Source organism: Haploplasma axanthum (assembly GCF_900660745.1).
Lineage (GTDB): Bacteria > Bacillota_I > Bacilli_A > Acholeplasmatales > Acholeplasmataceae > Haploplasma > Haploplasma axanthum.
The window spans coordinates 1379004-1399266 of sequence record NZ_LR215048.1; the positions used below are offsets into that span (position 1 = coordinate 1379004).

30 protein-coding genes are annotated in these 20263 nt (G+C 32.4%); all 30 read right to left on the reverse strand.

Annotated elements, in window-relative coordinates; genetic code table 11:
* Positions 1-25 precede the first annotated feature (25 nt).
* The 30 genes from EXC62_RS06475 to EXC62_RS06620 all read right to left on the reverse strand — a co-directional run bounded on the left by EXC62_RS06475 (position 26) and on the right by EXC62_RS06620 (position 20136).
* Positions 26-355: a phage holin, LLH family gene (locus tag EXC62_RS06475; protein ID WP_162140063.1), complete on the reverse strand. Its 330-nt coding sequence runs from the start codon at positions 353-355 to the stop codon at positions 26-28.
* A complete protein-coding gene (locus EXC62_RS06480) occupies positions 345-773 on the reverse strand; it encodes a phage holin family protein (RefSeq protein WP_026389863.1) in 429 nt (142 codons plus the stop codon). The genes EXC62_RS06475 and EXC62_RS06480 overlap by 11 nt, the downstream gene beginning before the upstream one ends.
* Positions 770-1420 carry a hypothetical protein gene (locus EXC62_RS06485; RefSeq protein ID WP_162140064.1) on the reverse strand — a complete coding sequence of 217 codons (651 nt, stop codon included), beginning with the start codon at positions 1418-1420 and terminating at the stop codon, positions 770-772. Before EXC62_RS06485 ends, EXC62_RS06480 begins: the two co-directional genes overlap by 4 nt.
* Complete coding sequence (locus tag EXC62_RS06490; protein ID WP_162140065.1) at positions 1420-1722, reverse strand: hypothetical protein; 303 nt, start codon at positions 1720-1722, stop codon at positions 1420-1422. The genes EXC62_RS06485 and EXC62_RS06490 overlap by 1 nt, the downstream gene beginning before the upstream one ends.
* A gap of 2 nt (positions 1723-1724) precedes the next feature.
* A complete protein-coding gene (locus EXC62_RS06495; protein WP_026389866.1) occupies positions 1725-2408 on the reverse strand; it encodes a hypothetical protein in 684 nt (227 codons plus the stop codon).
* Positions 2408-3094 carry a hypothetical protein gene (locus EXC62_RS06500; protein WP_026389867.1) on the reverse strand — a complete coding sequence of 229 codons (687 nt, stop codon included), beginning with the start codon at positions 3092-3094 and terminating at the stop codon, positions 2408-2410. Before EXC62_RS06500 ends, EXC62_RS06495 begins: the two co-directional genes overlap by 1 nt.
* A gap of 15 nt (positions 3095-3109) precedes the next feature.
* A complete protein-coding gene (locus EXC62_RS06505) occupies positions 3110-3889 on the reverse strand; it encodes a hypothetical protein (RefSeq protein WP_026389868.1) in 780 nt (259 codons plus the stop codon).
* Positions 3889-5007 carry a hypothetical protein gene (locus tag EXC62_RS06510; RefSeq protein ID WP_026389869.1) on the reverse strand — a complete coding sequence of 373 codons (1119 nt, stop codon included), beginning with the start codon at positions 5005-5007 and terminating at the stop codon, positions 3889-3891. Before EXC62_RS06510 ends, EXC62_RS06505 begins: the two co-directional genes overlap by 1 nt.
* A gap of 5 nt (positions 5008-5012) precedes the next feature.
* Positions 5013-5837: a phage distal tail protein domain-containing protein gene (locus EXC62_RS06515; protein WP_162140066.1), complete on the reverse strand. Its 825-nt coding sequence runs from the start codon at positions 5835-5837 to the stop codon at positions 5013-5015.
* Complete coding sequence (locus EXC62_RS06520; protein ID WP_162140067.1) at positions 5834-8023, reverse strand: phage tail tape measure protein; 2190 nt, start codon at positions 8021-8023, stop codon at positions 5834-5836. The genes EXC62_RS06515 and EXC62_RS06520 overlap by 4 nt, the downstream gene beginning before the upstream one ends.
* Before the next feature lie 16 nt (positions 8024-8039).
* Positions 8040-8231, reverse strand: a complete 192-nt coding sequence (locus EXC62_RS06525; protein WP_026389872.1) for a hypothetical protein — start codon at positions 8229-8231, stop codon at positions 8040-8042.
* Between the two features lie 2 nt (positions 8232-8233).
* A complete protein-coding gene (locus EXC62_RS06530) occupies positions 8234-8569 on the reverse strand; it encodes a hypothetical protein (RefSeq protein ID WP_026389873.1) in 336 nt (111 codons plus the stop codon).
* 2 nt (positions 8570-8571) lie between these two features.
* On the reverse strand, positions 8572-9141 hold the full coding sequence (locus EXC62_RS06535) for a major tail protein (RefSeq protein WP_052589583.1): 570 nt from the start codon (positions 9139-9141) through the stop codon (positions 8572-8574).
* A complete protein-coding gene (locus tag EXC62_RS06540) occupies positions 9134-9484 on the reverse strand; it encodes a hypothetical protein (protein WP_026389874.1) in 351 nt (116 codons plus the stop codon). The genes EXC62_RS06535 and EXC62_RS06540 overlap by 8 nt, the downstream gene beginning before the upstream one ends.
* Positions 9474-9851, reverse strand: a complete 378-nt coding sequence (locus EXC62_RS06545; protein WP_026389875.1) for an HK97 gp10 family phage protein — start codon at positions 9849-9851, stop codon at positions 9474-9476. The genes EXC62_RS06540 and EXC62_RS06545 overlap by 11 nt, the downstream gene beginning before the upstream one ends.
* Positions 9838-10122 carry a hypothetical protein gene (locus tag EXC62_RS06550; protein ID WP_156907450.1) on the reverse strand — a complete coding sequence of 95 codons (285 nt, stop codon included), beginning with the start codon at positions 10120-10122 and terminating at the stop codon, positions 9838-9840. The genes EXC62_RS06545 and EXC62_RS06550 overlap by 14 nt, the downstream gene beginning before the upstream one ends.
* A 37-nt stretch (positions 10123-10159) precedes the next feature.
* Positions 10160-10450, reverse strand: coding sequence for a phage head-tail connector protein (locus EXC62_RS06555; protein WP_026389877.1), 291 nt, complete (start codon positions 10448-10450; stop codon positions 10160-10162).
* A gap of 11 nt (positions 10451-10461) precedes the next feature.
* A complete protein-coding gene (locus EXC62_RS06560) occupies positions 10462-11604 on the reverse strand; it encodes a phage major capsid protein (RefSeq protein WP_026389878.1) in 1143 nt (380 codons plus the stop codon).
* Positions 11605-11608: 4 nt separating this feature from the next.
* Complete coding sequence (locus EXC62_RS06565; RefSeq protein ID WP_035375497.1) at positions 11609-12205, reverse strand: HK97 family phage prohead protease; 597 nt, start codon at positions 12203-12205, stop codon at positions 11609-11611.
* Positions 12202-12408 carry a hypothetical protein gene (locus tag EXC62_RS06570; protein ID WP_162849141.1) on the reverse strand — a complete coding sequence of 69 codons (207 nt, stop codon included), beginning with the start codon at positions 12406-12408 and terminating at the stop codon, positions 12202-12204. The genes EXC62_RS06565 and EXC62_RS06570 overlap by 4 nt, the downstream gene beginning before the upstream one ends.
* Complete coding sequence (locus EXC62_RS06575; protein WP_026389881.1) at positions 12386-13600, reverse strand: phage portal protein; 1215 nt, start codon at positions 13598-13600, stop codon at positions 12386-12388. The genes EXC62_RS06570 and EXC62_RS06575 overlap by 23 nt, the downstream gene beginning before the upstream one ends.
* An 11-nt stretch (positions 13601-13611) precedes the next feature.
* Entirely contained in the window at positions 13612-15252 is a 1641-nt protein-coding gene (locus EXC62_RS06580) for a terminase large subunit (RefSeq protein WP_026389882.1), read from the reverse strand.
* Entirely contained in the window at positions 15249-15581 is a 333-nt protein-coding gene (locus tag EXC62_RS06585) for a hypothetical protein (protein ID WP_162140069.1), read from the reverse strand. Before EXC62_RS06585 ends, EXC62_RS06580 begins: the two co-directional genes overlap by 4 nt.
* A 164-nt stretch (positions 15582-15745) precedes the next feature.
* Complete coding sequence (locus EXC62_RS06590; protein ID WP_026389884.1) at positions 15746-16030, reverse strand: HNH endonuclease; 285 nt, start codon at positions 16028-16030, stop codon at positions 15746-15748.
* Positions 15996-17144: a methionine adenosyltransferase gene (gene metK, locus EXC62_RS06595; RefSeq protein WP_035375498.1), complete on the reverse strand. Its 1149-nt coding sequence runs from the start codon at positions 17142-17144 to the stop codon at positions 15996-15998. Before metK ends, EXC62_RS06590 begins: the two co-directional genes overlap by 35 nt.
* A 129-nt stretch (positions 17145-17273) precedes the next feature.
* Entirely contained in the window at positions 17274-17654 is a 381-nt protein-coding gene (locus tag EXC62_RS06600) for a hypothetical protein (protein ID WP_026389886.1), read from the reverse strand.
* Entirely contained in the window at positions 17651-18079 is a 429-nt protein-coding gene (locus EXC62_RS06605; protein WP_162140070.1) for a hypothetical protein, read from the reverse strand. The genes EXC62_RS06600 and EXC62_RS06605 overlap by 4 nt, the downstream gene beginning before the upstream one ends.
* Positions 18072-18383 (reverse strand): DUF6329 domain-containing protein, encoded by a 312-nt coding sequence (locus EXC62_RS06610; protein WP_162140071.1) that lies wholly within the window; start codon positions 18381-18383, stop codon positions 18072-18074. The genes EXC62_RS06605 and EXC62_RS06610 overlap by 8 nt, the downstream gene beginning before the upstream one ends.
* Before the next feature lie 87 nt (positions 18384-18470).
* Positions 18471-19676 carry a DNA modification methylase gene (locus EXC62_RS06615; RefSeq protein WP_026389887.1) on the reverse strand — a complete coding sequence of 402 codons (1206 nt, stop codon included), beginning with the start codon at positions 19674-19676 and terminating at the stop codon, positions 18471-18473.
* On the reverse strand, positions 19615-20136 hold the full coding sequence (locus tag EXC62_RS06620) for a helix-turn-helix domain-containing protein (protein WP_026389888.1): 522 nt from the start codon (positions 20134-20136) through the stop codon (positions 19615-19617). The genes EXC62_RS06615 and EXC62_RS06620 overlap by 62 nt, the downstream gene beginning before the upstream one ends.
* Positions 20137-20263: the final 127 nt, after the last annotated feature.

The window sequence follows — 20263 nt, forward strand, 5'->3', positions numbered from 1 at the left end:
TTTGAAAAACAAAAAACGCCAGAGTCTATTTGACCCCAGCGGTATTGTTAATTGATTTTGTGATCGTGATGATTCCTTCAATGATCTGTTCTATGATTTCCTTATCTACATTCAAATTATTTTCGATTAAAAAACTATTAATGTTTGATACTACATATTTCTTTTTCATAGCACCATCAGTATACGCCGCTTCAGCAGCAACACATAGTTCTTTAATCTTAGCTTCAACTTTCAAGTATGCTTCATAGTGCTTCATGGTCTTTTCATTCTTCTTTAAGAAATAACCTAAGATTGAACCAAGTACACTAAATACAATCGTTATAATAGTAATAATTAATTCTGAGTTATTCATCATTTTCATCCTCACTCTTATTTAGCACTTCAAGTGCATTTTTTATTATCCTTGGAACAGGAAGTCCTGCAAGCGTTGCATTTTCTAAAATACTGATACCTTCCATTGAAATAAACGCTATGACAACTCCATCTCTTACTATGCTGGTACCAAGCACTAAATCTAACTGGGTGGCCACAGTTACTAAAAATAATATAAAGATTTTCTTAGCAAGCCCTCTAATACCTGCTTCACTACTAACTCTGCCATTTTTAGTTTTACTGCTATTCTTAAAAACTATGGCCAAAATTAATCCTGAAAGAAAATCAATAATCATAAAGATTATAAGTGCGATTAACAATTTATCAAATCCTCCAAATAGGTATGAAGCAAACGATCCAATGGATCCAATTATTGTTAATACGGTATGTTTAACTTTCATGTGCTCAACCCTTCCCTTATTGTTATAATTTCATCGAGATACGTTTTTAATTGAAGTAAGTGTTCTTCTGTACTTAAGGTCTTATCCCAATTCTTTTTATGGTCAAATATTTTCTCAAGCCATACTTCATCTAAATTAACATCATACTTTCCGGTAGTTAAAAACTTCTCTAAGATTCCTCTAACTCTAATAATGTGATAACTTCTTTTAACTACTACTTTTTCTACATTAATAAGCTGATTAAAATAAGTAATTACAGCGTCTAAGTATTCTGGTAAAACATCTTCAAATTTTAATGATTTAACATGGTTGTAATCGGTTAGATATAATTCATTCATATAGATGATATTTTCTTCCATGTTAATGATGTCATCTGCATGAATTAAGTTATATAGCGGCAAAGTATCGTTAATGGATTGTCTTTGTAAGAAATCTCCATATCCATAAGCAAAGATATCTACACCATCAATTGATGCGTGAATAATACCATTAAAGTCTTTTAAAACTACCGTCAAATCAGTATCAGATTTCTTTTGTTTAGTTTTATAGTTATCAGAACCACAGTAATAAATAAACATCACTTCATTCATCGAAAACATATTAATGACTATTTCGGTTAATTTTGCTTTATCAAATTTTCTAGCCATCATACTTCCTCAACTTTCTCTAAGTCATCAATTGATTCATCAAAACCTTCAACATTTTCTTTTAACCATAAGTAGGCAATCCCTCTTGGATCCTCACCAACGAATAATTCAAAATCAGTATCTGGCACTTCAATATCTACTACTTCTAATGCTTCAAAGTTATTAATTCTTTTCTCTTTAGATATATAAGATGCGACACATAGGACCGCCTTTTTATCACGATAATTTAGATTGATTCCAATAATTCTGTGATAGCTTACTTCTATTCCAACTCTTGAATCTAATGTTTTAATAATTGCCATTTTTATTTCCTTCTCTTTCTATATAAACTTACTTGAATTGTATCGGTTGCTCCAAGATCAAGTCCTGGATCAATTAATATTTGACCGATTGTTCCATCTACTGAATGGACAAACTCAGCCAATGTAATGGTTGCATTTGATTGGTCTGAAACACTAGCAATACTTTTACCTTTGATAATCCATTGATAAGTACTAGTTGTGCTTGACTCAAATGATGGCATGATATCCATATCAATTGTTTTTGTAATTGCATAACTTGGTGTAACGCCACCAGAATGGGCATCAGCTATTAAGAAGTTTGATGTATTCCTTGAACTAAACTTTGATTGGCTTGAATAAACATCATTATTAAAAAGGGTCAAATAACTACCACTTAAAATAGTTCCACTACTTGTTTTGTAAGTTATAACTGTTTGGCTGGTATCACTACCTTTATAATTAGTTGATGCTAAAACAACAAGCCGGTAAATATATGCATTGTTAAATGAATAACTAAAGTTATGACTTGATACGTTTCCTGTATATGAATACTCAAGCTCCTCAATGCCACCACCAATTTTTACAACACTACTATTTCCTCTAATAAAAAGTTCATTAGTATTTGTGTTAAATCCCATTTCACCAACTTGCGTTAAATTACTTGTAGTAGGAGTTGTTGTTCCTCTTTTAACTTTGATGATAGCCATTAATAAGTTCCACCATCAATTGTTGAGGTTGGTGTTAATACCTTAGCCTTATCAATTCCAATATAATAAATAGTTTTTGTTGGATTATAGTTGGTATCATGAATTGTATGAAGGATTAATCCATTTGATATTACAGCTGCATCGAATGATGACTTTGTAACATTAAAGTAAGATCCTACTCCTTGACTAATTGAGACGTTTTTACTATTAGCAATCTTTGTTCTTTGGTCATCAGTTAAGTGAAGATTACTTGATACGTGTGCATTATAAGTAGATGCTGCAACGCCACCTAATTCTGATAATGTAATAACTACAGCACCGGTTTTACTATTAACACTTGTTACTGGACTAACCGCTGGAATAATTGAGGTTGGAAGTTTACCATCAGCACCAATTAAAGGGACTGTTCCATTAGATGTTCCGGTATTTCTTTTAGATGCTGTTCCTAGTGCTAATGCAGTAATCTTTGCATCAACTGAAGCATCTTGATTTGCTTTACTAGCATATTCGATATAATCACTTGCTGATAGCGGATTCGCTGATGTTGCTGTTTTATCCGCTTTAGAAATATATAAATTCCCGCCATTTAAATCAATTAGTGGCTCCCCTGCTTTAACAGTACCACTTGAACCTACAATTGGACCAGTTCCTGATGAGGTTCTTCTTTTTATTTGAATTATTGCCATTTTTCTTTTCCTTTCCTAAAACCTATAAAAAATGACTCTACTAATTGTGTGTGTTGTAGAGCCACAAGTTAAAGTCAAATTCCCATTTTGATATGATACATACATTGAATAAGTAGATCCATGATACGTATAATTCACTGATGTGTATGAACCTAGTATTTCAAAGATTAATGGTCCTGGTAGATTAACTACCGTTCCATTACCTAATATGATTACTAAAAAGGCTCGCATCAGGTTATTAGAATAATTATCACTTATCCTATAAACACCACTTGAGACATATGTTGGAACAATCACGCTAGGTGCTGTATTATCTCTTAACTTTTGTTCTAAGTTATAAACAAGCGAGTCAGCATTAAGTAATGTTTCTCTTTTGAACTGATTATTTAGCGTAACTGAAGTAGTTGTTTTACTGTATGCACATAAAACAAACTCATATTGTCCTTGCCCACTCGATAAATCATTTTGAATTAAAGATGGATAACTTGAAGCTTGTTCTTTGGTATAAATTGAAACTGTATTACTTGTTAAATTAACACTTAATATTACATAACCTAATCTACTCGCATTTGGTGTAATTGATACTTGCGTATTATTTTCAATATAGATTAATCTTCCTTGAATCATGACGTAGCCATCTTGAAATGTTATTGTGTTATTTGCAAGCGTATAATAAACACTACTCCTACTTCCAGCAAGAACTCCTGTTCCTACTGAAAAGATAAAATCATTTAAATCAGCATCATGCCTAGATGCAACACTTGCGCCATCAAAGGTTATTTTTACTGCACCCATTAAAACTCTCCTCCATCTAAATCAGAATACCCAGTGTTATTCACTGTGATATTACTGATGTTACTTTTTACATTCTTACTTAATATCTGAATTTTCTCTGTTAACTTTAATCTAAACTCACCCAAGGTGATACTTGCTACTTCAAAGGTGTTAAAGTACTTAATGCCTGTAACGAGTGAATCATATCTTTTACCCTTATAAATAAACTCAACAAAATCACAAATCTCTAAATTTCTTAAAACTTCTAAAGAGTGGTTTTTCTTATTGATCGTAAAACTAATTTGATGATCTGTTTTATCAACACTTAAAATTGATAGTGCTTTTGTATCTAAATCAAGGTAATCGTTATCCGAATAAGTCTCTACTTTACATATCACTTTTTGATACCTTAATGAGCTGTTATTATCTTTAGTAATTGAACCATCTGTTTGTAGATAATAAATAACGGTATCCTTAAAAAATAAATTAGATGCCTTAGGGTGGTAGATTGCTTTATTAACACTTTCTTTACTTGAATCATTAATCACTAAATCTTCTAAGATTAGTTTATCTGCTTTAATCTTTACACCACTTATAACATTAACAATTCTTATCATCACACCACTAAATTTACCGTTATTAAAAACCACTTCATGTCTGATGTAAACGCCATACATTTTATTTGCAAGTTCTAATAATTCATAGATAGTCATTACTTTATCTTCATCAAAAATAAAACTACCTGTCCTAGATGTTTCCACATTAATACTTAGGTAGTATAAGTTTTGTTTTAAATCACTATTTTGTAGATATGTCTTTCTAATCACTTCTTCTAAATATGTGGCAACATTACCATTATAATTTTTAACCAATACTTCAATTTTAAATACTTCTTTAAAGTCTACGGTTGAGATAATCAAATGTGTCTTTTCATCTTCAATGTTTTCAACAATACCAAAATAAGCATTATCATTTTTCACATAGACATAGTCACCAACCTTAGCATTGAGTTCATTTTTATTAATCTTAAAGTATGACTTCTGGGTGATAACAATATCATGTATAATCTCAAACTCATCACCAATGACCGCATGGTCTTTATATGCAAACGTTAAATAATCTAATATAATCAAATCCATAACCATCACCCCAGATGATATTCAAAGATATGAACTTTGCATAAAGTATTAGTTGATACTCCTGATTTAAATTCAAGTGTGTTTTGTCCTGGACTAAGTTCGATGAAGTTATCCTTTTCAAAATCTTGATAAGAATATATATCAGTTTCAATTTCCTCTTTAATCATTTTTAGATATTTATTATCTGGAACTGATGATGTAATAATTACTGCATCTTCTGCCACCATATTTAATCTTAATGATGATATTAATTTTCCCGACTGGATCACATTGATTTCTGGGTGATCGACATTACCTTCCATTTCAATAATTAGACTTGCATTAAAAAAACCACCAATATCAATTGTGGTTCTACCTTCTCTTGTGATTTGATAATTATATGTATAGTTATAAGGATAAATCTTACCGCCAGATTGATTAGTAATATCAATGATGATTTGTCTTTCTTTTATCCAGTAACTTTTCTTATTAAAAACAATTTCACTTTTTAAGATACCTGCTTCTAACTCCGCTTTAGATAAAGAAACAATATCTACATAAACATACTTGGTTTCATTAGTGACGTAGTAAAGTTTTAAATTTTCACTACCTTGGTTTAAATAGTCAATAAACTTTTGATAGCCATCATAGCCATCTAAAAAATTTAAAGCAGCACTTATTTCTAATAGTGGTGTTTCTTTTTTGACAGTTTTATGGATATGGCCATACTTTAAATAACTTAAACTAAACTCAAATCCAAGTCCAACAATATCAGATATTAAAACACCGGTATAATACTTAAAATGAAACTGCACACCATTTTCGTTTTCTAAATAAAATCTTCTTATCATATATATTTACCACCTAACGCTTTATTAATGGAATCAATATCAAAGGTGGATGATGTGGTGTTAATGGTAATTGAATTATTTGTTTGATTGCTTGAAGTGCTAGTGTTTGTATTAGAGTTCTTCTTTAAATTAAAAGTATTACTAAACCAACCGCCTACTTTACTTGCAACACTTGAAACTGCATTCTTAGCTGTTGATACTGCATTTGATACGCCATTTGTTACATTCTTTCCAACATTTGATACAGCACTAACAGCGCCACTTACTGCATTTGATACTCCACTTGCGACATTTCCTGCAACACCTGATACCTTATTTGCAACGCCACCAACAAAATCACTAATACCACCAAAGACATTACCGACTTTATTACCAACATCACCGACAAAGTTTCCTACCTTGCCTGCTACATCGCCTATAAAGTCACCTATGCCACCGACAACATTGCCAATCGTATCACCAATTCCACCTAAAACACCACCAACTACATCGCCTACATTACCAGCAAAATCAAAGATCTGTTTAAAAAAGTTAATGATCGTTTCTAATATCTTGATGATCGGTGCAAGTATTTTCTCTAAAGCTTGAAAAGCCGGAACTAAGATAGCTTGTAATACATTACCTACAATTTCAATTAAAGGTGAAATCATTTCAAAAATATCTGCTAAAAAGTCTAGTTGTTTAATTAGTGGTGCAAGGATCATGTCGATGATCGGAACTAAGATATCAATTAATCTTGTAATGATATTTATAATGATTTCAATAATAGGCATTAATGCATCCATCAAGACTTCGACTATTTCAATGATTGGTTCTAAGAGTCTTTGGAATACTTCCATTAGTTTTTCTAATAACTCTTTAAACTTCTCGCTGCGCATTAAAGCCGTAACGACAATTGCGATTAAAGCACCAATACCTAGTGTTGCTGCATTAATTCCTATGCCAGCAGCTGCCGCTGCAGCACCGACACCTTTTATGGCAACCGCTACTATCTTTAGTAATGGTCCAACTTTACCAATAATAGTTAAGACTGGTCCAACTGCTGCTACAATTCCTACTAGGGTTGCTATTAACTTTTTATTACCTTCGCTTAGGTTAGTCCACCATGAAATCATATTACTTATTGCAGGTATTAATTTATATGTAATCATTTCAACTACACTTTGCATAGCAGGAACTAAAGCTACAGCTAGTTCAACCGTTAGTGCAGATGTTGATTGTTTTAAACTATCCAGTGAATCATTAAATGCACCAGTAACTTCTGCTTGTTCACTTGTAATAATTCCAAGTTCTCTAGCTTGATTACGGAGTTCACTAATTGCTTCACTTTCTAAATTAAGCATTGGCAGTAACTCTGCGCCTAACTTATCACCAAATAAATGATTAGCAAGTGCAGTCTTTAATGATTGATTCTCAACCTTAGATAGTGCATCTCGCATAATCTCAAAAGCTTCACTGGTATCTTTACCTTCAAGTTCATCCATTGAAATACCAAGTGCATGAAATACACCAGCAAATGATTTAACATCACCAAGTGCAATATCACCTAAGATTGAGTTTACTTTAATGAAGGCTCGCTCTAAACTCGAAGTCTCAGTTCCGGCAATTGTTGCCACATGATTCCACTCTTGTAATGCTTCAATTGACATACCAATTTTTGATGCCGTATCATTTAATGCATCAGCGGTATCAGCACCCTTTTTAGCAAGCATTCCTAACGCAGTAACGGCTCCTAAAATAGGAACCGTTACACTCTTAGTTAAAGTACTACCAACTTTAGCAATGTTATCAAACTTAACATTACCTAAATCTTTAATCTTAGTTTTGGTTTTCTCTAACTCATTATTTAATCTTTTTACTTCAGCTTCTGAGTATGCAACGTTTCTTTGAACTTTCCTGAATTCAGCATCTGATGTTGTCCCTAGTTTAAGTCCTTGTTTAGCCTTTTCTAACGCCTTATTTTGCGTATCTAGGCGTTTTTTAGTTGTTTCCAACATCTCATTCAACTGGGTTTGTTTCTTGCGCCAAAGCTCAACATTTGAACTATCATATCTTAGGTTTGTATTAATGGCACGCAAGTCTTTTTGTTGTTCTTTTAACTCTTTACTTATTTCTTTTAATTCGTTATCTAAGTCCTTACCATCAAGACTTAATTTAATATTAATCCCTTTAATGGTTTCTGCCATTATTACTCACCTGCCTTTATAATAAGAATAAATCAATATCCTTTTGAGTAGCTCGTCTTATCGGTGTTTCATTAGACATAGTCTTAACTTCTAATTCAATTAGTTTTGCATACACTTCAATATCAAAATATTTAGTATCTTTAATTGAAATGCCAAGATGAGCAAGATTATATATGATGTTTGCGGTGGTATTTTGCTCATCCTGCATTTCTACTTTGGGTCCTCTTTACCTTCTTTACCACCTAATAGTTCTGTAATTGTATTTGAAATGTTTTCTAATTCTTTAACATCTGATAAAACACTAAAATCCAGATCCATTAAAAACTCATCATAGCTCTTCTTTGTAAATGGTTTATGAAGGATATAAATAATCCTAAATAAAACATCAATTACAACAGCTGCATCAGTATCATCTTGATTAATCTTTTCTAACTTCTTTATATCACTAAACAGTTCTGTTCCAAAGACATTACGATAAGAGATAATAGTAAAAAGCGAGGACTTTAATCTAATGTCCTCACCTGCTATATTAATTGTCTTTTCCATCATTAAACACCAATCACAGGAAGTTCTGGAACTTGTGTAAAGAATGATGAATAGTTAGTATCACCGTATTTTGCGATTGTTCTAATAACTGAATAGTTACCAACTTCAATAGATCTTGCTGTAATATCAATTGACACTTCATTTGGTTCAATTGATTCAGCCTTTGTTTTTGTATTATCACTAATTGGACTTGCTGTACATAAGAAATACCAAATACGTCTCGATTTAGCATCACCTTGTATTTCATAACCTAGTGCAAATGTTTTAGTACGATGATTAATCACTTCTACTAAGTTACCATTAGAGTCTTTTGCAAAACCTAAAACATCTACTTTAAAGTCATCATCAAGTTCAGTTAATTTTAATGTGATATTAGAACCACTACTTGATGCCAGAGTTGCGATAATTTTATCATCTGCATAAACATCAGTTTTACCAGCGATAACTTCTGCACTTAATTCTTGTGCGCCGTTTAGTTTCTTAGGTGTTCCAAAATCCCATGAGTCATCTTCATTTGGTGTAGCTACTGAATAGTGGACATTTTTAAGTCCGAATGTTACTTTATTACTCATTTTTAAATTCCTCCATTTTTATTTCATAAATTCTATGAATGCCAGTATCAATTAATGGATATTCACTAATCAATCTAAAATCAATACCAGCAAGGTCAAGGGCGTCTTCTAACTTACCTTCTAAAACAACATCTTTATTCTTTGTAACAAGTGTTATTTGAATCGTTATTTGTTTAAGTAGATATAAGTCATCTGCATATGTTTTTGGATTCTTACTTATTTCTTGATAAACAATAAATGGCACTTCAGCATTATCTTCAACGTAGAGTGCATAATAAACTTTATTAGGTAAGACTTCGTTCAATAAACTATAGATGTATTCTAATCTTTCTTTAGTAGCCACGAATAATCCTCCTAATGTCATCAAGCATTTTTGGTGTAAAGTATTCAAATGCTGGTCTCATAAAAGGTCGTGCCGCTACATACTTACCACCTTTATGTTGGAATCCAAATTCTATCAAGTGAACAAGTCTACCTTTTTCTTTAGCATGAATCACAATAGTTTTATTAATTCCTTCACCAATTTCTGTTTTAGTAAATTCATCGGCCATTGCACCTTTTCTACCACTTCTAGGGGTATTAGCAATAACGTATTCTAAAATCTTAGCACCTGTTTCATCAAGATTTCTTTCTAACTCTTTTTTAACATCATCAGTGTATTCTTTAATTGCATCATTTACTTCATCTAAAAAGTTATTAAGTGTAGCCATTAATCTCATCCCTTTTGATCTTAGTTTCCATTAAGTAAAGTTCCAAAAACTGACCGGTTAGGTAAGTACGCTCAATTTGATATATAACATCATCAATAGTTGCGTACTTACTACCGTCATATAAGAAGCTTTGAATCTTTAAAGCAACATCTACCTTGTATTCGTTTTTCTTACTTTCGTAATACTCTTTAGATGTTACAGATTTAGATATTCCTAAAACTTCCTTTTTACTAATTAATTGATAACCCTTATTTCCGATCGCATCTCTCATTGATGTGATCTTAAGTAAGGTTATTCTAATATTAGGACTACTCGGAAACATAACTATCACCACTTGATAAAGCTAGTTGATTTAATAACATTTCAAAACTCTTAGGTAATTCTTTTACTGAACCATCAGACTTAAAACCAAAAAACGTCTTACAATAAATCACAACTAACGAATGGGCTATCGGATGACTATTTGCAACCTCTGGTTTTATGCCTGTTGTTATGAGTAAGTTTTTACATGCTAAAATATGATTGTTTAATTCATCATCTGCATAGTTTTCAGATAACGGTATTAAGAGTGATTTTTTAACTGTTTCAAGTAGTCCCATTTTTTAAACCTCTATTCGCTTGGTGTGGCAACTTTCTTTTTAACTCTTAAGAAGCCTTTATATCCGACAACATTACCACCAGTAAATACTGATGCTTTATAACTGATAATGCCATCTTTAAACTTGTAATCATTTGACTTACTAATCTCTACCGGTGAGAAGATTGGCACTTCGTAGTTAAGTAATGAACCGTATGCAATACCATATTCACCAGCAGATGTATTTGTATCGCTAATCGCTTTACAATAGGAATTAATGATATAAGGAATTCCATCAATTGTATTGTTAACATAATCAATTGTATGAACCTTTCTACCTTCACTTGTACGTAGTCCAGCAAATGCTCTTAAATCATTTTTGTTTAAGATTAGGAATGCGCCACCTTCAACTTCTTCATCTCCACCATAAGCAAAGATGATATCATCTAAGGTTGAGTCAGTGATTGCAGCAAGCTCTAAATCAGTTGTATCTGATAGTGCTACTGCCTTATCACTAAAGATACCAGTAAATGTATTTGATGTACCAGGACCTCTTAAGATTTGTTCACTAATCTTTTTCTTTAGTGAAACGTTAATATTCTTTAAGACTTCTGCTTGATATGGTAAGTTAGGTAGTTTTTCTAACTCTTCAGTAATTTCTGTATACGCAGTTACCTTAACTTTGGTAATAGTTAAATAACCATATTCAGGTTCAGTCTCACTGTATGATTCACCTTCATTAGTTAAACCAGCAATACCACTACCTTTTACAAATGACTTCTTATAAGTCTCACCACCATTAAGGTTTACAACTTTAACTCTATCAACTAAAGCTGATACCTGTGTAAATGGATATGGTGCAATACCATCAGCTACATGTTCTGGCAATAAGATCTCATCACTTGAAACTTGGATCACACGTGATTCTTTTAAACTCTTACCACGTACTTCAAGTTCCTCTTTATTCACTTGATTGCCTCTTTCAATGACAATCGGATTAAACTTAGTTTTATTTTGAATTGCTAGTTTTCTTTCGATTGTTTCTTGTTCTTCTTTTAATTCATCAACTTCAGCTTCTAATTCTTCTAGCACTTCAAGTGTTACTTCAGCACCAATCAAACCTTTAATTTCAGTGATACGTGCTTTAATTTCATTACTTCTTTTTTCTAAATTCATGATTTTACTCTCCTATTTTTATTTTTAAATTTAGTTTTCTTCTTACGAGTTCAACTTGTCTTTTACGCTCTTCTAATTCCATAGTCTTTAGTTCTAAGTCCATAGCCTCTAAAGAACGAGCATATATTGAAGTCTTATCGTAAGCAGGTGTATCAACAATTGAAACATCATACAAACGTTCAATTTTTCTAATATATCTTTTTGGAACATCACCATTTTGGTCCCATTCCTGTTCACTAACCACAAAAGCAAAACTCATCTTGTCTAAGAGTCCTGATTTAACCATCTTAAAGATGTCTTGATTGCTTTGAGTATCTAGTAATTCCGCACGAACTTTTAATCCTACATCATCACTAGTTAATGTGAGCGAACCATTCTTAGTTCTTGCGATAATTAAAAATGAATCCATGTGGTTATATTTCATTGGTACATCTTTAATTGCAGCATCAGTAATCGCATCCCTACTAATACTTTCAATAAAGCCATATGTTTCATCACCAATTAAAGTAGGTTCATCATAGACAATCGCATAGCCTTCTAAAATCATTTTGTCTTCAGTTTCTTCTAACCTAACCTCAGCAATTCTTGTTTCTTTTTTCATCTGGTTTCTACCTCCTTTGCTTTGGTTTTAGTTGGTGATATTTCGTAATCATACTCTAAGACATTATCTTTGTATGATAGTTCTGTAATCTTATGCTTCTTACAAAAGGTAGTAATTGTTTCTATCTTTTCTTTTTGTTCAGCTAAGATTGTATTTAATGCTTCTTTGCTAACTTGACCATTAATCGTTACTTTCATTTTCATCGCCCTTTCCGACTTGATATTCATTTGCCTTAGTGGCATCTACATAATTAAGTGATTGCAATCTCTTATCGCCGTTTTCTACTGGTTCTAATCCAAGAAGTGCTCTTGATTCATTTAATGACATAATACCTAAGCCCATTAACTTCTCAATTGCAGTAATCTTACTATTCCATGATGCATACTGTAATCTTTCACTATAAAAGATGATTTCCTCACCACGCATGATTTCATTTCTTGTAAGTAACCCTAAAGAAAAAGCCTCAGACATCTGAATGGCTAAAGGCTCTATGGTTTGTTCATAAAATGAATTGAATTCATCTTCTGTATAATCAGAATTAAAGATTGCTGCAGATACGCCAAAGTAATCTAATATCTTTGATTGTAAGAACTCTAGTGTATCTTTATCAACTAACTTAGGGTCAGTATTAAGCGGAACATAATCACCCTTTAAATCAACTGGAATAATCGAACTTCCTTTACTCTTAACTGACTCTCTTAAAATTTCATTAAATGAATCTAGTTGTTTTTTCTTATCACTTTCACTTAACATTGCACTCATCTTAAGGAGACCTTTGATTTGCATTGAACTCTTAAGAGCATTATCAATTCCTTGTAGGACATTTTCATTTATTTGAATTGTTTTAAGTAGTGCTTCTTGGTCACCACTTGAACTGGATCCACCAAAGATCTGATTAGAATGATAAAATCTTTTTAAATGAATGATATTCTCATAGGGAACAGTAAATGATTCGCTTGTTTCAAAGTTAAATTTTAAGTAATAATTATTGGCTGTATCTACAATAGGTTCAACAATTGTTGGCTTTAATGGATAAAGGCTATGCAGTTGACCAGTTTTGCTATCAAACATTGGATAAATAAAAGCATTATCCGTCATGAATAGTGTAGTTACTATAAAATAAATAAACTGATATGTAGACATCACTTCATTTGGCTGATGCTTTAAAAGAAAAGACAGCCTACCAGATTTCTCTGTAACTGTCTTATCATTTTCTTTTTTTATGTATCTTGGTTTAAGTTTTGCACATTGACTAGCAATTCTATCAATCGCAATCTTTACTACATCTGACTTTGATATATTAGAACCAAAGTTTGATAATGGTAGATTAAGTTCACTTATTAATTTAAAGGACTCTTTCGAGCCCTCTTTTTTCTTTCTTTTAAATATGGCCATAGAGACCTCCATTAAATCATATTTTCATATTCAAGTTTATATCTATTTAAAACAGCATAAGCAATAATGAGTGCTACTGCACCATCAATTCTTTTATACTTACTCCCAAGTTTTGATGGTTGGATATTTCCATTTATATCAATCTTTGCTTGTGTGTTCGCTAGATTCCATTTCATGATTGGATTGTTATTATAAATAACATTACCATTCTTTAAGTCAGCTTCTAATTGTTTCATTGGTTCAGACAATGAATAAATGCCTTGTCTAACCTTTTCCATTTCAAAACCTAACTCTTCCATTTCCTTAGTCCAATACTGACTGTTCCATGGGTCATAGCCAACCCAGAGCGGTCTTATCTCATGGGTTCTAATCATCATTAAGAACCACTGGGTAACTAATGTAAAATCATTTTGATTACCATTGGTCACTGTAATTAAGCCTCGCTCAACCCAGATATCATAAGGAACATTATCTTCCTCTTTCCTGCGTTTGATAACTTCACTTGGCATAAAGAATTGTGGAATCACATACTTCTTACCATCTTTAATTAATAGTAACAACGCTACTGTTAAGTCAGTTGTTGATGATAAGTCAACACCGCCAATTGCATAGCTGTTTCTTAAATCATCAATGTTATAGGTTACATCATTATTTAGATCATCAAATGTCAACCATGATCCTTGTTCTAATTGTTTAATATTGAAGTCTTTGCATAACATGGTAACGCGTGTCGCCAAATCATGTCTTGCTTTATTCATCAAGTCCTCTAAGTAATGATGAGTTTTTACTACCCCTAAACTAGGATTAGATTTTTGCCATGTTTTCTTATCTTGGTAAATTTCATCAACTGAATCTTGAGTATATAACCAAGGAAGGACTCTTTCATCTTGGATCTCACCTTTGATCATCTTTCTAACATAATCTAACTTGTTATCTAAAAATCCACCAACTGTAGTCCCCTCTGTTGTAATAATGAATATCAGAGGTTCTTCTTTTGTTGATTGACTTTGTTTAATTGCATCATATACTTTAGAATCAGTCATTTCATGAACTTCGTCAATACAACCCACTTCAATGTTATATCCATCCTTGTTTCTTGATTGAGCAGATAACTTCTTGATTTTATTTTTTGTCTTTGGTGAGTAAATGTGAAAGATGTTCTTTTTGCTTCGTCTTTCATTAGACAGTGCTTTAGATTGCTCTCTCATATTATTGATTTCTTCAAAAAGAATGTTTGCTTGTTCAGTCGTATTTGATGCACATACAATATCAACACCACCTTTTGATAAGAAAAACTCAGCAAGGTCAATAGCAGCAATAAATGTAGTCTTACCATTTTTTCTGGCAATGAGTAAGATAACTTCATTAAATCTTCTAAGATTAGTATCTGCCATCTTAAAACCATATGCTACTTGCAATACTGCTTTTTCCCAAAGCTCTAATATAAACGGCTCACCATTAAACGGACTTTTTGTATGCTTACAAAAGGTTTCAATAAAATCAATTCTAATATTGCCAGGCTTTAAATCAAAGTGGTATCTAGGGTTCTGTAAATCTTTCACTAAACCATCTAAAACGATTTTTAATTCTTTACCTACTAGGATTTCACCACTGTTAATCTTTTCATAGTATTCTAATAAATAGTTACTCATTCTATTCGTGCCATAAATTTATCGAACTCATCATCATCGTCTATAACATTCTTGCCCATTATGGAGTTTAGAGTTTTAATTACAGTTCCATAAGAATTCACAAGCTTTGTGTAATATTTGGCAGCTTCTGTTTGCCTCTGATTACCTTTAGATGATATTTGAACTGCACCATGTTTCTTGATTTGTTCTTGAAGGGTTGACAACTGAACTTTCATAAATGCTGCTTCGTTAATTAAATTATCTACAAGTTCTGTTTTAGTTGGATCTACTGAATTAAATAATGATTTTAATCTTAAGTATTCAACATTAACATTACTCATCTTTCCCATAAGTATTACCTCGCTTTACAACAAAAAAAGCCACAAGTGTGACTTAATTCGTTAAATGTTTTTCAGATTTTCAAAAAATTGGCCTTGCGTTTTTTAATTGCCCACCCATGCGGTACCCTAAGCGTTCATATATTTATCTTAGTGGGGGGATTGTTTTATAATACTTATCCTATAAAATTACCATCATCATCAAACAACACTTCTTTTTTCTTAAACCTTCCATGCTCTTCATTATGACAATCTTTGCATAGCAATTCCAAGTTATCTTGATTTAAACTTATATTAACATCATTCACATTATCGACTGTTAACCTGATCTTGTGATGTACCTCTTCACCTATCGCACCACACCGCTCACACTTGCCCTGTGTGGCGTTTGTTTTAAGATTGCGAGCAATGAGCCAAGCCTTCGATTTATAAAACCTGTGGAGTTCTTTTGGTTTTCCCATAAGTTTCCCTTAATTTATCTGCTTTGGATTTGGTATCTTCCCATTTAACATTAAGATCCATTCTACCAACATGACCAAAGTGTGAAAGTTTTCTAAACTTAACCTTATCAAGTTTGAGTTCTTTTCTAATGTTTGCTGGTGTAAAATCAAAATGCAACTTTAAAAGGTAGAGTAAATCTTCATCAGATGCTACGCCTGTTCCAAAGGTATCAATATAAAGTGATACTGGTTGTGCCACGCCAATTGAGTATGCTACACCAATTTCACAACGCTTAGCTAGTCCTGCGTCAACGAAGCTCTTTGCAGCATAGCGTGCATAATAAGCAGCGCTTCTATCTACCTTTGAAGTATCCTTACCACTAAAAGCACCACCACCATGATGAGAGAAACCTCCATAAGTATCAACTATAATCTTTCTACCAGTTAAACCTGCGTCAGCTTCTGGACCACCAATGATAAATTCACCAGTTGGATTGATTAAAATATTGATGTCTTCAATGTCTCCAAAGAGTGGTATTAATATTTCATCTAAGATAACTCTATTAACTTCTGTTTGATTTGCATACTTTCTTGTTTGAGCTGATACAACAATTGTTTCAATTGCTCTTGGTTTATCATTTACATATGAACAAGTAACCTGACATTTACCATCTGGACCAAAAAGGTAAAAGTATTTGTTATTTCTTATTTCTTTAAACTTTCTAGCAATTGCGTGTGCAGCAGCAAGTGGTAGTGGTATACGTTCTTCTGTTTCATCAGTTGCATAACCATACATCATGCCTTGGTCTCCTGCACCTTGTTCTTTGTTATATCGTTCATTCACACCGATTGCGATATCCGGTGATTGTTCTGATAGATGAACTAAGATATCAAACTCTTCAGGATAACCAATATCTAATAGAACTCTTCCTGCAATTAATTTATAGTTAACCTTTGCTGTAGTTGTTACCTCACCAAAGATAAATACTTTGTTACCCTTGATTGCAGTTTCAACTGCTACCCTCGCATCTATATCTTCTTTTAAGATTTCATCTAAGATCGCATCGCTGATCTGGTCACAGACCTTATCTGGATGACCTTCAAAGACTGACTCGCTTGAAATGTATTTTATCATTTTGAAATTTCCCTTCTGTTTGTTTTATAAGTTAGTTTGAGTGTAAGTCCTTATAAGACTTAAAAAGGCCACACGTGCGAACGTGGAGCCTAAGTGTTTGAAATTAAAGGCTGTTTAAAGCCGTTAATCTTATTTAATTTTCCATGCTGTATAAACTGAGCGGTAACTTGAGTCCCAAGTATCTAATAACTTACCATCTTTAATACATGCGATGTGCTTCGATAGTTTGACTATATAAGTTCCTTCTTTAAACAATTCTACAAAGTCATCAACTTTAACTCTAGGTACTCCTTTTGGAACTTTTAATACGATTCTATCAAATCTCTCTAAATATTTATAAATGAACTTTGTTTCTTTGTAACTACCAAAGCCTAATTCTTTTTTACTTTGGTTTAGTTCTCTTCTTACTTCTAAGTAGTCTTTATCAAATGCTAGTGCAATTGCTCTTACAACACAATCAGTTGTAAGTAGTCCTTTTGGATGAGGATTACTATATTCAAATACACTCATTGAAGTACACCGTTTAACCATTTAACTAATTCTCTACTTGAGTTTGTAAGTAAGACTGGTTTATCAAAGAAGTCATCAACACTATAAACCACATACTTTGTATCTTCCCAAGGTGAGTCCAATTGAACTAGTAATTGTGTTGCACCATCGTTGATGTTTGCAATTCTAAAATCATCATATAGTGGACCACTCATTGGACAGTTATTTTTAAACCATACATACATATTATTTAAATCAACTTTGCCACCATCTTTAATCTGTTTGATAATTTGACCCATCTTCTTGGTTTTGTTTTTTAAGCTTGTATCTCTACAAAACCAATCATACCAGCCAGCTTCAATTTGAACATTAGTGTTTTCATTTTCAAATTCATTATTATTAAATCTTTCAATCCAAGTTTTAAGGGATATTCTTTTTTCAGTCATGACGGACCTCTACAACATGGCATCTTCTTAAAAATGCTGAGTATCTTGCATAACCATATCCTTCTGATTGAACTAAGATTCCATAATCAATATCTTTTGCTGTTACATAAATTGCATGCCAAACATTATCCCTATCAACATACATTAAATGTTTTCTCTCTTCAATGAATTTATAATCACCTAGCATGTCATCTAAAAACTTATTAAATTCTTTGATTGGTAATTCAACTACTGTTTCAATTACAAAATCATCCTCTGGAACAATCTGTTCTTTAAATGCTTTTCTTTCAAATTTAACCTTCATTAGTTTACCTTCTTTCTTTTTCGTTACTACTATATATAAATAAAAGAAGCAAAATAGCAAGTCATATTTTCACTATAGTGACTTTATTTAAAGATTAAATTCTAATATCTCACTTAATGGTGTTTTAACACCTTCTCGTATTCTATAAAAGTCATCGATGTTACTTTCTTTATAACGAATAAATCGCTTTATGATAACATCAACGAACTTCTCATCAAGTTCCATTAAGTATGCAGACCTACCAAGTTGATCAGCTGCAATTAAAGTTGATCCACTACCACCAAATAGGTCTAATACTGTCTCACCAACTCTTGATGAGTTTGCGATTGCTTTACCTACTAACTCTAGTGGTTTCATGGTTGGATGCTCTTCGTTTCTTCTTGGTTTATTATATTCCCAGATAGTATCTTGAGTTCTATCATCTATAAAGTAATGAGCGGCTCCTTCTTTCCAACCATAAAGAATAGGCTCATGTCTCCAGTGGTAATCTTGTCTACCTAAAACTAAAGCATTTTTTACCCATATTAAACACTCTGCAAGTTTGTAACCTGCATTTTTATATGCATTCCTAAAATTAAGTCCTTCAGTATCAGCGTGACAAACATAAATAGCACCACCTTTTTTAGTGTTTTCAAACATATTAGTAAATGCATCTAATAAAAAAAGATAGAATGCACTATCTTCCATTTTGTCATTTTGAATTTTCCCAGCTGTCCCTTCATAATCAACATTATATGGTGGATCTGTAAAGATCATATCAACTAACTTTTCATTAACTAAATTATCGACATCTTCTTTTAATGTCGAGTCTCCACATAAGACTCTGTGTTTTCCAAGTACATAAAGGTCACCTTTCCTGCTAACTGGAACTTCAGGTATTTCAGCATCTGGGTCAAAGTCATCATCAGTTGCATTATCAGGAATATCAGATTCTAAATCTTCAAAGCCAAATTGTAACATATCCATCTCAATTAATGAGAGTTCTTCTTCTAACTTTGAAAAATCCCAAGAAGCAAGCTCTGCTGTTTTATTATCCGCAAGTCTAAATGCTTTAACTTGTTCATCAGTTAAATCATCCGCAATAATACAAGGAACTTCTAATAAACCAAGTTTAATACTCGCCTTTAATCTTGTATGACCTGCAATAATTACATTTTTACTTGTAACTACAATTGGAACCTTAAAACCGAACTCTTCAATACTTTTAGCAACAGCATCTACTGCTGCATCATTATTTCTTGGATTGTTTTCGTACTCTTTGAGTTCTGTTATTTGTTTCATCACTATGTTCATTAGTCCACTCTTCCTCATCTTTCTCTAATCGTCTGGCCATCAACTCAAGCTCAGCCTTCTTTTCATTAAATTCAATACCAAAATGAATCACAAGCAAATACTTAATTGCAGAAACATCCGGAAGTGCTCGTTTCTTATATTTTGTGATTCGTTTTTTATTACTTGTCTTTGTCTCCTCAATAATTGTTTGTGACTCTTCATATTCAAAACCGATGGCTTTTTGATATATTGCATCAAGTAATGTATTTTTAAGTACTTCATCACCATAAGAAAATGCATCGTTTAATTTAGGATGTACTTTCCTTAGTTTTATTATTGTTTTTTCTGATATACCTAAATACTCGGCAACTTGTCTTTGTGTTGCTCGTTTAGCCACCATTTCTTTAATTGCCTCTAATTTTTCATCAAGATGACCAGACTTTTCCCACTTTTCATAAGTATCTAGCATTTTTCCTTTCATATAATCACTCCAACTGCTATATAAAACTGTAATATTTTACCAGTTGGAATACTACAAGTATTTCTGCAAAAACAAAAAAGAACTCAAATTAATGAATTCTTTATAGTTTCTAGGCTGGTCTTTAAGC